This is a genomic window from Loktanella sp. D2R18 (genome assembly GCF_003318235.1).
GTDB lineage: Bacteria > Pseudomonadota > Alphaproteobacteria > Rhodobacterales > Rhodobacteraceae > Yoonia.
The window spans coordinates 92763-105902 of the sequence record NZ_QOCG01000019.1; the positions used below are offsets into that span (position 1 = coordinate 92763).

Consider the following 13140-nt stretch of genomic DNA (forward strand, 5'->3'; position numbering starts at 1 on the left):
TTTAGTTAAGTTTGATTTACAGCGCCACAAGCGCATCGACCAGCCGTTCAGCACCTTGACGGTATGTATCCACCGCAGGCAGCCCCATGCGGGCTTCGACTTCGGCCAGATATGCCTCGGCTTCCGCTTCAGACAAATGCTGGGTGTTCACGGAAACACCAATCACTTGGCAATCTGGATTCGCGATACGCGCCAACGGAAGCGCGGTATCGCGCAACTTTTCAAGGCTTTGCAACGCATAACCCGGCAGACCGCGCATATGGGCGCGGGTCGGTTCATGCGCCAACACAAGCGCGTCGGGCTGGCCGCCATGGATCAACGCCATCGTCACGCCCGAATAAGACACGTGGAACAGGCTGCCCTGCCCCTCAATGTGATCCCAGTGATCATCATCATTGTCCGGGGTTAGGTATTCGACCGCACCCGCCATGAAATCGGCGATCACAGCGTCCAGCGGCACACCGCCCCCGGTAATCAAAATGCCCGTCTGCCCGGTTGGGCGGAAGGTCGACTTCAAGCCGCGCTTTTGCATTTCCGCATCCATCGCAAGACCCGTGTACATTTTCCCAACGGAGCAATCGGTCCCTACAGCCAAACAACGTTTGCCTGTACGTTTTTTGCCGTTGGCAATTGGATAGGCCACAGACGGAATACGCACATCAAACAAGGTGCGCCCGTTCACACGTGCAGCTGCCATCAAGTCGTTTTCATCGCGCAGCAAATTGTGCAGACCCGAAGCAATATCAAAGCCCATTTGCAGGGCTTCGACCAAGACTTCTTTCCACGCATCCGAAATCACACCACCGCGATTGGCGACCCCGATAACAAGGGTCTTGGCACCTGCCTCTTTCGCTTGGGCGAGAGTCATATCGGCAACGCCGACGTCTGCACCACAACCTGGCATGCGAAATTGGCCGACGGCGTTATCGGGGCGCCAATCTTTGATCCCCTGCGCCACCTTCGCGGCAAGCTGATCAGGCGCATCGCCAAGAAACAAAAGATATGGGGTCTGGATCATGGGACTACTCCGAATGCAGGGAAAACTCTTTCTTGACGATTACAGCGCCAATCGCGGGAATTCTTTGTTACCTTAGCCTATTGCCAGCTATAAGACGCAAAAATATCGCGCCAAATTGCAATAGTTCGAATAATTTTGCGTACAGCCCGTAGGGTGGATCTCGATCCACCAGCACACAAAAAAAACCCGGGCGCAAACGCCCGGGTCATGCTCACTTCACAAAGGTTAAGTTTAACCTTTTGAGAACTCAGGGTAGGCTTCCATGCCCAGTTCAGATACATCCAAACCGTTGATTTCAGCTTCTTCAGAAACCCGGATACCGACGGTTGCTTTCAGGATGAACCAGACAACAGCCGATGCAACGATGGTCGCAAGACCAATCACAACGATACCGAATAGTTGCTGACCAACACTTGCGCCACCAGTCAACACAACAGCCAGCGTACCCCAGATACCGCAGACGAGGTGAACTGGAATCGCGCCAACAACGTCATCGATCTTGAACTTGTCAAGAAGTGGTACGCTAACGACAACCAAGACGCCGCCAATCATACCAATGATCGTAGACAGGCCCAAAGACGGCGCCAAAGGCTCAGCGGTGATAGACACCAGACCAGCAAGTGCGCCGTTCAGAACCATTGTCAGGTCGACTTTTTTGTACAAAAGCTGTGTGAGCAGCAGCGCAGCAACGGCACCACCAGCAGCAGCCGCGTTGGTGTTCGAGAAGATGCGTGATACATCAGCAACATCGCCAACGGAACCCATAGCAAGCTGTGAACCACCGTTAAAGCCGAACCAGCCCATCCACAGGATGAATGTACCCAATGTGGCCAATGGCAAGTTTGAACCGGGGAAAGGTGTTACCTTACCGTCTTTGTATTTGCCCAAACGTGGCCCAAGGATGATCGCACCAGTCAACGCAGCCCAGCCACCAACAGAGTGAACGATGGTCGAACCAGCAAAGTCAGAGAAGCCAGCATCATCAACAAAACCGCCACCCCAAGTCCAAGAGGCTGTGATAGGGTAGATAATTGCAGTCAAGATGATCGTGAAGATCAAGAATGGCCACAGTTTGATACGCTCAGCAACAGTACCAGAAACGATCGATGCGGTTGCCGCACAGAACATCAGCTGGAAGAAGAAGTCTGAACCGGTCGACGCATAGCCATAGTCGTCAGCGCCTTCAGCAGTCACACCAACAGCTTCCAGAACACCTGGACCGAAGAGGCCAGATAGGTAGCCGATTACGACTTCTTCACCCTCTACGATTTTCGTAGTGGAAATCGCCCAATCGCCGAGCGGGTACATCAGGTTGTAACCGATGAGGTAGTAAAAGATTGACGCCAACCCAAACAGCGCGACGTTTTTGGTCAGCTGTGTGGTCACGTTCTTTGAACGCACAAGACCGGCTTCCAACATGGAAAAGCCTGCAGCCATAAAGAACACAAGAAAGCCACCGATCAAGAACAGCAGCGTGTTAAAGATAAAGACGGAATCCGTTGGCACAGCGACCGCCACTTCGGCGTCCTGCGCAAAGGCCACCAACGGCATCGCAGTCGCGAGCGCTGAGGCTGGAATAAGATTTGAGAGTTTCATTAGTGTCTGTCCCTTGTTTTTTGGGGGCGCGCTTACAGCGCGTCGTCGTTTGTCTCGCCTGTCCGCACGCGAACGGCGCTTTCAACGTCGAGAACGAAAATCTTGCCGTCGCCGATTTTTTCGGTTTTAGCGGTGGATGCGATGGTGGAAACCACCTGCTCGGCCATCGACGCAGGTACGACGACTTCAAGCTTGACCTTCGGCACGAAATTCACGGCGTATTCTGCGCCGCGGTAAATTTCAGTGTGGCCGGATTGTGAGCCGAAGCCCTTGATTTCTGACACCATCATGCCACGTACACCCACGGTGGTCAGCGCCTCGCGGACCTCCTCGAGTTTAAACGGCTTGATTGTTGCAATGATGAGTTTCACGTTCGTCCCCTTGCAATATTTAAATGCACGCCGCTTTTGCAGCGACGGCTTGCAAGGGGACAAAAACCGCGTGCGCCCCGTCCGAGCAAGGTTTCCGAGGTGTTAAACTGCCCACAAAGCGGCCACAGTTGCACAATTTTTGCACAAATTGCCACAACCGCCTACATTTTGAGCGATATAAAAACATGGTATCCGCGACTCATCGCGCTCTACATTTGTGAAAACCGGCGTTATGGTTGTGAAAAATATGATAAACAATCAATTGAGCAGACAATGACTGGAAACGGCAATAAACGGACACCTTTGGTGGCCGATAAGCGCTACCCGGCGAAAACAACGCCAAAAAAGAAGCCCGCGCCGAAGAAAAAACCCGTCGCGAAACCTGCGGCCCGCCGCAAGGCCACGCCAAAACAGCGCAAGCCGCGCGGGCTATTGGGCTGGATTCTGCTGCCGCTCCGTTGGGCCATCCGCATCATTTGGGCCGTTAGCTGGCGTCTTGGCCTTGTCGTTGGGCTGATCATCGCCGGATTTTCATTCTATTTCGCGGCTCAGATGCCCCCCGTTGAAGAACTGATTGACGGGCGGACGCGTGGATCGGTCACAATGACCGACTTCCGCGGCGAAGTCTTTGCCTGGCGCGGCGACCAATTTGGCGGCATGGTCACGGTTGGTACTGTATCAGACCACCTTACCAATGCCGTCGTCGCAACAGAGGACAAACGTTTCTACCGCCACTTTGGTATTTCCCCGCGCGGGATCGCATCCGCTGTACGCATCAACCTGCGCGAAGGGCGCGGGCCGCTGTCTGGGCACGGCGGGTCCACAATTACGCAGCAAACCGCAAAGTTACTTTGTCTGGGTGTACCATTTGACCCCACCCGCTGGGAATCGGAATCCGACTACGAAAACGACTGTCGCCAAGGCTCGCTTTGGCGCAAGGCCCGCGAGGCTGTGTATTCTGTCGGTATGGAAATCGCCTATACCAAAGACGAAATTCTCGCCATCTACCTGAACCGCGCCTACCTAGGCGCAGGTGCACGCGGTTTTGAGGCCGCATCGCAACGCTACTTTGGCATTCCCGCAAGGGCGTTAGACCCCGCACAGTCAGCGATGTTGGCCGGATTGCTCACCGCGCCGTCAACCTTAGCGCCTACCGCCAATTTGCAGCGTTCCCAGAACCGGGCTGCTGTCGTCGTCGGCTTGATGGAGGACCAAGGCTATTTAACGACCGCCGAAGCTAATGAGGCCCGAACCAACCCTGCGACCCTATCGGAAACCGCGCGCGCAAATGCCGCTACATTCTTTGCCGATTGGATCATGCGCAGCGGGCCGGAATCATTCACACGCAACACCACCGAAGATGTGCATATCCGCACCACATTAGACCCGGAAATCCAAGCCGCAGCCGAAGAAGCAATGATCAGCGTGTTCGTGGAAAGGGTCAGCGCCGATTCCACGGCCCAGGCTGCGATTATCGTAATGTCCGCAGACGGCGCGGTACGTGCGATGGTCGGGGGGCGCAACATAGGTGAAACCGGCGCGTTCAACCGCGCGACCCAAGCCAACCGGCAACCGGGTTCGGCGTTCAAGCCATTTATATATGCCGCAGCACTTGATCTGGGCATGTCGCCCTACACGATGATCGATGATTCCCCAATCTGTTGGAAAGTGCGCGGTGCTGCCGATTATTGCCCTAAAAACTACGACCACGAATTCGTAGGGCCAATCACAATGATCGAGGCCCTTGCGACAAGCCGCAATATTCCAGCGATTGTCCTATCCGAAGATGTCGGCCGCGAATTGGTGCGGAACGTCGCCAATGGCTTTGGGGTCAACGGTGATCTCGCGACGGGACCCGCGTTGGCGTTGGGCGTTTCGGAAAGCACGTTATTGGATATGACAGGCGCATATGCCGGCATCTTGAACGGTGGGTCGCAAGTGACACCCTACGGCTTGGTAGATCTGCGTATTCGTGGCGACAATGAATCGCTGATGGATTCGCAAGGATCTGGCATCGGTGAACGCATCATCAGCCAAAACGCAGCACGTCAATTGACGTGGATGATGACCAAAGTTGTCGAAGAAGGCACCGGAGGCCGTGCACGGATTGATGGGTGGGACATCGCCGGAAAAACCGGTACAACCCAAGGCGCGCGCGACGCGTGGTTTATCGGATTTACTGGCGATTATGTCACCGGGGTTTGGATGGGCAACGATGACAACCGTCCACTGACAGGTGTCACGGGCGGCGGACTGCCCGCAACGATTTGGCGCGAAACCATGACCCGTGTGCTGGCCGATAAAACACCGACGCCGCTGCCGCTGGTTGTACCGGAACGCCCTGTCGATTCAGGTCTCTTGCACAGCGAAGGCGGTGAGGTGCTCGATCAGGATATCCTGAATCTGCTGGATTCGATTATCGGCGACTAATATTCGCCATCTTCGCAGCGCGAATAGCGAAACGCATAGCCGTTCCACACCATAATGATGCCGGTTTGTTCGGCGTCATTCATAAAGATGGCACGTTCCGACCAGGTTTGCCCCTCGCCCGAGCATTCCATCTGAAAAATGGTTGCGTCCATTTCGTTGATATCAATAGGGTTGGTCATGCGGCATTGCATTTCAACGCCATGAAAAATCCCGTCTTTGATTTCAAGTGATCCGCCATCAACACCAACCAACGCGCATTCCGAATGGGCCGTCTGTTTATAAACACCGTCAAACGGGTCGGCAAAAGCGAGATTGGGGACAAGCAGAGCAAAGGCAATTTTGGGCAAATATGTCATAGCAACAAGGCTAGCGGGAATGCGGCAAGATGATCAATCTTTTAAATGAATGTTTGCCTGTAAATTCATAGGTGTCGATTGAAGGTTAACACTCTTGTGTTTTGCTATACGTTGCGCAAAATCTGCGCAGTAAGGATATTCTCACTCATGCCCGACAACGCCAAAGGTCTGTCTCAACTGCGCGCTGCCAGACAGTCTAGCCGCGCGCTTTATTGGGCCGTCGCAATTTTCAGCTTCTTTGTGAACCTGTTGATGCTGACCGGGCCGCTTTATATGTTGAACGTCTATGACCGCGTGCTGAGTTCGCGGTCGTTTGAGACCTTGATCGCACTATCGGCTCTCGTTGGGTTTCTATACGGGATGATGGGCATTTTGGATTATGTCCGTGGACGGGTCATGGCCCGTGTTGGCGCACAGTTTCAAACGCAGCTAGATCGTCCGGTCTTTGCCGCCGTTATGCAGGCCACAACGCTCGCACGCGCCCCGCGCGAAGCAGCGACCGGGTTGCGCGACCTCGAATCCATCCAGCGCATGATCACGTCTCCGGCGTTGATGGCGGCATTTGATCTGCCTTGGGCACCTCTGTTTTTCATGGGCATTTTCATATTCCATCCGCTGATGGGGATGCTTGCTTTGCTTGGGGCGATCATCCTGGTCGCTGTGGCACTGATGAACCAATTCAGCAGTCGCAAGCCACTGGCTACGGCGAACACAGCCCGGTTTACGGCCGATCAGCTCGGCAACCAAATTCGCCATGAAAGCGAGATGGTACATTCTTTGGGGATGCGCGACGCCGCATTTGGCCGTTGGCAGCAAGCGCGCGGAAAGTCGCTAGACGCCGCCATATCAGCCGCTGACACCTCGGGCACATTCACGACCCTGACCAAAACGTTCCGGCTTATCTTGCAATCGGCAATGCTGGGTCTTGGGGCTTACTTAGTGCTCAACAATAAACTATCGCCCGGCGCGATGATTGCTGGATCAATCCTATTGGGCCGCGGCCTCGCGCCTATTGAAGCGATCGTAGGTCAGTGGGCGGTATTTCAGAGCGGACGCGAAGGCTGGAACAACCTATCAGTCCTGCTCAGTCAAATCCCAGACGACACCACACGCACAAAGTTACCAAAACCCAACGCGTTTTTACATGTAGAGCAAGCCACAGTCATCCCCCCCGGAGAGACCAGTCCCGCACTGCGTTCCGTCAGCTTCAACGTAATACCGGGTCAGGCCGTTGGGGTAATTGGCACCTCTGGTGCGGGGAAATCTTCGCTTGCACGGGTGCTGACCGGGGTGTGGCAGCCAGCGGCGGGTAAAGTCCGACTAGATGGCGCCGCGCTTGAGCAATATGATCCCGACACTTTGGGGCAATATATCGGTTACTTGCCGCAGCGCGTGCAGTTGTTCGACGGCACAATCAAAGAAAACATCGCCCGGATGGCGTTGCAACCGGATGACGCAGCCGTGGTCAAAGCAGCGCAAAAATCCGCAGCGCATGATATGATTTTGCGCTTACCCGATGGGTATGACACCCGTGTGACCGCCAATGGAAGCCGACTGTCGGGCGGGCAAATTCAGCGGATCGGCTTGGCGCGCGCGCTTTATGGCGACCCCGTCATGTTGGTGCTCGATGAGCCCAATTCGAACCTTGATAACGAGGGGTCGATTGCGCTCAATCAAGCAATCAAAACGCTTAAATCCGAAAAAGCGATTGTCTTTATCATGGCGCACCGGCCCGCCGCGATCCAAGAATGCGACACGATTTTGGTGATTGAAAACGGCGCACGCCGTGCCTTTGGCCCCAAAGATGCCGTGATGGCCGACATGGTCAAAAATCATGGCGACATTCAACGCGCAAGCGGCAAAGCCGGGGGCGTCACATGACCGATCAAACCCAACATAACTGGTCTGCACAACGGCTGCTTTGGGCAGGTATATTAACCTTGGTCGTTCTTGTTGGCGGCTTCGGAACATGGGCCGTCGTTGCGCAAATCACCGGCGCGGTCGTCACCAGCGGCCAGATCGAAGTGGACCGCAACCGCCAAGTTGTGCAGCACCCTGACGGCGGGGTCGTGTCTGAAATTTTGGTGGTTGAAGGCGACACTGTTGAAGCAGGCGATTTACTTGTCCGGCTTGATGCAGCAGTACTGCAATCAGAACGTGCTGTTGTTGAAGGGCAGTTATTTGAAATTCTCGCGCGACGTGCGCGGCTCGAGGCAGAACGCGACGGTGCAGATAGGCTGACGTTTGACGCAACCCTGACCGACGCAGGCACGGCTGAAGCGGCCGAGCTGATTGCTGGGCAAAACCGGCTTTTTGCGGCGCGCCGTGAATCGAATCAAAGCGCGGTTGAGCAGCTACACCAGCAAAGCGCCCAAATCGCGAGCCAAATCGACGGCATCACCGCACAGCAAACCGCCCTGTCCACCCAGCGCGCCTTGATCGCGCAAGAACTGGCAGATCAGCAAACGCTGCTTGACCGCGGACTTGCGCAGGCCAGCCGGGTTTTGTCACTGCAGCGCGAAGAGGCCAGCCTGCTTGGCACGATGGGGGATCTTTCGGCACAAGCCGCGCAAGCCGCTGAACGCGCCACCGAAATAGACCTGCAAATTCTAGCGCTCTCAACTACGCGGCGCGAAGAAGCAATCACCCGCCTGCGCGACCTGCAATACAACCAGCTAGAACTGGCCGAACGGCACCGCACATTGATCCGGCAACTGGATCGCCTGGATATCCGCGCGCCCGTGTCTGGTATCGTCTACGGCATGCAGGTATTCGCCGAACAATCTGTCATCCGTGCCGCCGATCCGGTGCTTTTCTTGATCCCGCAAGACCGCCCATTGGTAATTGCGACCCAAGTAAACGTGCAAGATGTCGATCAGATTTACGTGGGCCAAGAAGTCACGCTGCGCTTTTCTGCGTTTGATCGCAGCCGCACGCCTGAACTTTTTGGTACCGTCACCCAAGTTTCAGCCGATGCATTTCAGAACGAAAACTCGGGGCTGTCATTCTACCGCGCAGAGGTACAATTAAACGATGGTGAAATCGCCCGGCTGCCCGCAGATATGACGCTGATCCCCGGCATGCCCGTCGAGGCATTCATCCGGACTGCGGACCGGAGCCCGATGGGATACCTGCTTAAGCCGCTCGCAGATTATTTTGCCAAAGCATTCCGCGAGACGTGATTGCACGCAGCCTGATTGCCCGCTAGCGTCCGACAAAATGACAGGAGATTCCCATGAGCGCGATTGAAACAAAACTGGCCGAATTGGGTGTGACCCTGCCTGACGCACCCGCACCCGCCGCCAACTATGTGCCCTATGTTATTGTTGGCGATATAGTTTACGTTTCAGGTCAGATTTCGGCCACAGCAGAGGGTTTGATTACAGGTAAGTTGGGCGCTGATATAAGTGTAGAAGCAGGTGCCGACGCTGCCAAAGCCTGTGCAATTAGCCTACTCGCCCAACTCAAGGCCGCTTGTGATGGCGACATCGACCGGCTTGTGCGCGTTGTAAAACTGGTTGGTTTTGTCAATTCCACTGCTGATTTCACGGACCAGCCTAAGGTCATCAACGGTGCATCTGACTTTATGGTTGCGGCCCTTGGCGATGCGGGCCGCCATGCCCGGTCTGCTGTCAGCGCGGCCAGCCTGCCGCTAGGCGTCACCGTCGAAATCGAAGCGATCTTTCAAATCAAATGACGTTGCCCGCATCCTTCTTTGCCCGCCCAATCACCCACCGCGCCTTGCATACCCGTGCAAAGGGCTGCGTTGAAAACAGCCTTGCCTCGATACAGGCCGCGATTGATGCAGGCTATGGCATTGAAATTGACGTGCAGCTATCGCGCGACGGGCACGCCATTGTGTTTCACGACGATCAGCTTGATCGGCTGACCGCGCAAACCGGTCTCGTGAAAGCGCGCGATCTTGCGGAATTGGTGCAAATTCCTCTGACGGACGACGCGGGCACAATTCCGACATTGCCAGAGGTTCTGACCGCGGTGAGCGGACAAGTCCCGCTGCTGATCGAGATTAAAGATCAAGACGGCGCGATGGGCCCGAACGTCGGCCAGCTTGAAAAGGCCACCGCCGACGCGCTTGCCAACTACAGTGGTGACGTCGCCGTGATGTCGTTTAACCCACATAGCGTTGCGGCGATGGCACATCTTGCCCCGCAAATCCCGCGCGGGATCACGACCTCTAGCTACCTGCCTGAATTTTGGCCCGAGGTTCCCAGCGATAGACGTGATGAATTGCGCGAAATTCCAGATTACGCCCGCACCGGGGCGTGCTTTATCAGTCACGAGGCCGATGACCTAGACCGCCCACGCGTGGCCACTCTAAAATCGCAGGGCGCGCGCGTGCTGTGTTGGACCATCAGATCGCCCGAGGCAGAAGCAAAGGCGCGCGAAGTCGCGGAAAATGTGACCTTTGAAGGGTACCGCGCTTGACGCGAGGCCGCGCAACCCCAAATCTGTGGGTATGACCAACACCCCGATAGAGATCGCAGCGCACCCCAGCCTTGCCAGCATTGACGCCGCAGAATGGGATGCCTGCGCCTGCCCCGAAGACGCAGCCGGGCGGCCCGTTGACCCGTTCACGACCTATCGGTTCTTACGCGCGCTTGAAGACAGCGGATCAGTGGGCGCGGGCAGCGGTTGGCAGCCCCGCTATCTGACCGCGCATCAAGACGGGCAGATGATCGCCGCCGCCCCGCTTTATGCCAAAGGGCATAGTCAGGGCGAATATATCTTTGATCACAATTGGGCGCAGGCCTATGAAAACGCGGGCGGGCGATATTACCCGAAACTGCAGATCGCGGTGCCGTTCACACCAGCCACAGGTCGCCGCTTTTTAACCCGTCCGGGGTTTGAAACCGTCGGTATGTCGGCCCTGATCCAAGGGGCCATCCAAATTGCCGCTGACAATGAACTGTCTTCATTGCACGCCACATTCTGCACCGAGGCCGAGGCCATCGCAGGCGCTGAAATGGGGCTGCAATCTCGCATTGGCCAACAATACCATTGGATCAACGATGACTACGCAGACTTCGACGCATTTCTGGCGACGCTGTCCAGCCGTAAACGCAAAAACATCCGCAAAGAACGCGCCCAAGCGCACGCCTTTGGTGGTGAAATCATCACCCTGACGGGCGATCAAATCCAACCCACCCATTGGGATGCATTTTGGACGTTCTACCAAGATACTGGCAGTCGCAAATGGGGGACCCCCTATCTCACCCGAGAATTTTTCGACCGGGCACAAGACTGCTTGCGCGACGACATGCTGTTGGTGTTCGCTATGCGCGACGGGCGGGCAGTTGCCGGGGCGCTGAATTTCATCGGCCGTGATACGCTTTATGGACGGTATTGGGGCTGCACAGAACACCACCCCTGCCTGCATTTTGAACTTTGCTATTATCAGGCCATCGATTTTGCGATCAAAAACGGAATGCGTCGAGTCGAGGCCGGGGCCCAAGGTGAACATAAGCTTGCGCGCGGATACCTACCTGTCGCCACACATTCTTTGCATTGGTTCGGCGATCCCGGGTTTCGTGACGCTGTTGGGCAGTATCTTGAGGCCGAACGCGCTGCTGTTGACAATGAAATCGAAATCCTCACCAGCTATGGCCCGTTCAAGAAATCCGACCAAGAGGAACAGCAATGACACCGGCAGAACGCGAAGATCTGATTTCCCCGCTATTGGCAAATGGCTGGGCCATGGCCGACGGGCGCGACGCAATTAGCAAGACTTACCGCTTTGCCAATTTCATTGACGCCTTTGGGTTCATGACACGTGCTGCATTTTGGGCAGAAAAATGGGATCATCACCCCGAATGGACAAATATTTATAAAACCGTCGCGGTCACGTTGACCACGCATGATGCAGGTGGTCTATCGGCGCGAGACGTCAAGCTTGGCGAAAAATTGGATGAACTTGCAGGAGGCCGTCTTGGATAAGCTGTTAAATACCGCCATTTGGAATGGAAACACCATCGGAGATGTACTGACGGTACAGTTTCTCGTCTCTATCTTTGGAAATGTCGCAGCCGCGATTTTTATTTTAGTTGCCGGATTTTTCATTGGAGGCTGGCTACGGCGGCGTTTGGTCAAACTTGGTCAAGCCAACCCGCATCTTGATATCACGCTGTTTAATTTCCTTGGCAACATCACCCGCTATGTGGTGATTGGCTTTGCCTCCCTGTTTGTGCTGAACACATTTGGCGTTCAAACCACATCATTTGTCGCGGTCATCGGTGCGGCGGGTTTGGCCATTGGCCTAGCCTTGCAAGGCACTTTGTCGAACGTCGCTGCTGGTGTGATGATCGTATTCTTCCGCCCTGTCAAAATCGGTGATTTTGTCGAAGTATCCGGTCAAATGGGCACGGTGCAAAATGTCACGCTGAACTTTATCGAACTCGCGTCGCCCGAAAATCTACAAATCATCATCCCAAACGCGCAGGTTTGGGGCAATACGATCGTCAACTATTCTATCTATGAAACACGGCGTGCAGAATGGGTGTTTGGCGTCGGCTACGGTGCAAACCTGAAAGCTGCTGAACAGGTGATCCGCGATACAATCCTTGCCGACCCACGTGCCAAAATCGATCCCGAACCGTTTATACAGGTCAATAACCTTGGTGATAGCTCTGTTGATTTTCTGGTGCGTGTTTGGTGTGATCGTGGCGATCTATTCCAATTCCAAGCCGATATGAAACGTCAGGTCAAAGAGGCGCTTGATGAAGCCGGGATCGATATTCCGTTCCCGACCCAGACAATTGTACAAGCCAACGGCTAGGCCGATTGGGCGGCGTAAAACGCGCCGCCCAGACTTTTTCTATTCCATCGCTTCGAGAAGCGTCTCACCCGCAGAAATGTCGCATTCGCCCGGATTAGTTTCCGCATTCAAAATGCTGACCACACCGTTATCAACCAGCATTGCATAGCGTTTTGAACGGTTGATGAACCCAGCAGGCGGCGCACTAAATTCCATACCGATTGCGGTAGTGAATTCGCTGCGCGCATCCGCAAGCATCGTAATCCCTTCATCGGTGGCGCGGGTCGCCTCGCCCCATGCTTTCATCACGAATGGATCATTAACCGCAACGCAGATAATCTCATCCACGCCTTTGGCCATAAAATCATCAGACGTCACCATAAAGCTGGGAACATGCGCTGTCGAACATGTGCCGGTATAGGCACCCGGCAGACCAAAGATGATTACTTTGCGGTTCGCCAATTTATCGGCAAGCGCGACTTCCTCTGGTCCATTGTCGCCTAGCACCAGCAGTGTTGCGTCTGGTAGTGTGTCGCCTGTTTTTATTGTCATTATTATTTGCCCCTTCGTGTTTGTTTCTTTTGGTGACTCACATAT

At 55.0% G+C, this 13140-nt stretch carries 13 protein-coding genes; 8 read left to right on the forward strand and 5 right to left on the reverse strand.

The window, feature by feature from the left end; all coding sequences use genetic code 11:
* Positions 1-16: 16 nt before the first annotated feature.
* From dgcN to DS901_RS10805, 3 genes are all read right to left on the reverse strand, one after another.
* Complete coding sequence (gene dgcN / locus DS901_RS10795) at positions 17-1018, reverse strand: N-acetyltransferase DgcN (protein WP_113776944.1); 1002 nt, start codon at positions 1016-1018, stop codon at positions 17-19.
* A 231-nt stretch (positions 1019-1249) separates the two neighbouring features.
* Entirely contained in the window at positions 1250-2614 is a 1365-nt protein-coding gene (locus tag DS901_RS10800) for an ammonium transporter (RefSeq protein ID WP_113776945.1), read from the reverse strand.
* Between the two features lie 32 nt (positions 2615-2646).
* Positions 2647-2985 carry a P-II family nitrogen regulator gene (locus tag DS901_RS10805; protein ID WP_113776946.1) on the reverse strand — a complete coding sequence of 113 codons (339 nt, stop codon included), beginning with the start codon at positions 2983-2985 and terminating at the stop codon, positions 2647-2649.
* A 273-nt stretch (positions 2986-3258) separates the two neighbouring features.
* Here DS901_RS10805 and DS901_RS10810 point away from each other — a divergent pair, with 273 nt between their 5' ends.
* On the forward strand, positions 3259-5415 hold the full coding sequence (locus DS901_RS10810; protein ID WP_113777034.1) for a transglycosylase domain-containing protein: 2157 nt from the start codon (positions 3259-3261) through the stop codon (positions 5413-5415).
* Here DS901_RS10810 and DS901_RS10815 read toward each other — a convergent pair.
* Positions 5412-5771 (reverse strand): hypothetical protein, encoded by a 360-nt coding sequence (locus tag DS901_RS10815; RefSeq protein WP_113776947.1) that lies wholly within the window; start codon positions 5769-5771, stop codon positions 5412-5414. The genes DS901_RS10810 and DS901_RS10815 overlap by 4 nt on opposite strands.
* Positions 5772-5918: 147 nt before the next feature.
* Here DS901_RS10815 and DS901_RS10820 point away from each other — a divergent pair, with 147 nt between their 5' ends.
* The 7 genes from DS901_RS10820 to DS901_RS10850 are packed head-to-tail and all read left to right on the forward strand — an operon-like array spanning position 5919 to position 12564.
* On the forward strand, positions 5919-7652 hold the full coding sequence (locus tag DS901_RS10820) for a type I secretion system permease/ATPase (protein ID WP_113776948.1): 1734 nt from the start codon (positions 5919-5921) through the stop codon (positions 7650-7652).
* Positions 7649-8953, forward strand: coding sequence for an HlyD family type I secretion periplasmic adaptor subunit (locus DS901_RS10825; RefSeq protein WP_113776949.1), 1305 nt, complete (start codon positions 7649-7651; stop codon positions 8951-8953). The genes DS901_RS10820 and DS901_RS10825 overlap by 4 nt, the downstream gene beginning before the upstream one ends.
* A 53-nt stretch (positions 8954-9006) precedes the next feature.
* Entirely contained in the window at positions 9007-9468 is a 462-nt protein-coding gene (locus tag DS901_RS10830) for a RidA family protein (protein WP_113776950.1), read from the forward strand.
* On the forward strand, positions 9465-10217 hold the full coding sequence (locus DS901_RS10835) for a glycerophosphodiester phosphodiesterase family protein (protein ID WP_113776951.1): 753 nt from the start codon (positions 9465-9467) through the stop codon (positions 10215-10217). Before DS901_RS10830 ends, DS901_RS10835 begins: the two co-directional genes overlap by 4 nt.
* Before the next feature lie 31 nt (positions 10218-10248).
* Entirely contained in the window at positions 10249-11433 is a 1185-nt protein-coding gene (locus DS901_RS10840) for a GNAT family N-acetyltransferase (RefSeq protein ID WP_113777035.1), read from the forward strand.
* A complete protein-coding gene (locus tag DS901_RS10845; RefSeq protein WP_113776952.1) occupies positions 11430-11726 on the forward strand; it encodes a 4a-hydroxytetrahydrobiopterin dehydratase in 297 nt (98 codons plus the stop codon). Before DS901_RS10840 ends, DS901_RS10845 begins: the two co-directional genes overlap by 4 nt.
* Complete coding sequence (locus DS901_RS10850; protein ID WP_113776953.1) at positions 11698-12564, forward strand: mechanosensitive ion channel family protein; 867 nt, start codon at positions 11698-11700, stop codon at positions 12562-12564. Before DS901_RS10845 ends, DS901_RS10850 begins: the two co-directional genes overlap by 29 nt.
* Before the next feature lie 39 nt (positions 12565-12603).
* Here DS901_RS10850 and DS901_RS10855 read toward each other — a convergent pair whose 3' ends face one another.
* Positions 12604-13095, reverse strand: a complete 492-nt coding sequence (locus DS901_RS10855) for a peroxiredoxin (RefSeq protein WP_113776954.1) — start codon at positions 13093-13095, stop codon at positions 12604-12606.
* Between the last annotated feature and the right edge of the window lie 45 nt (positions 13096-13140).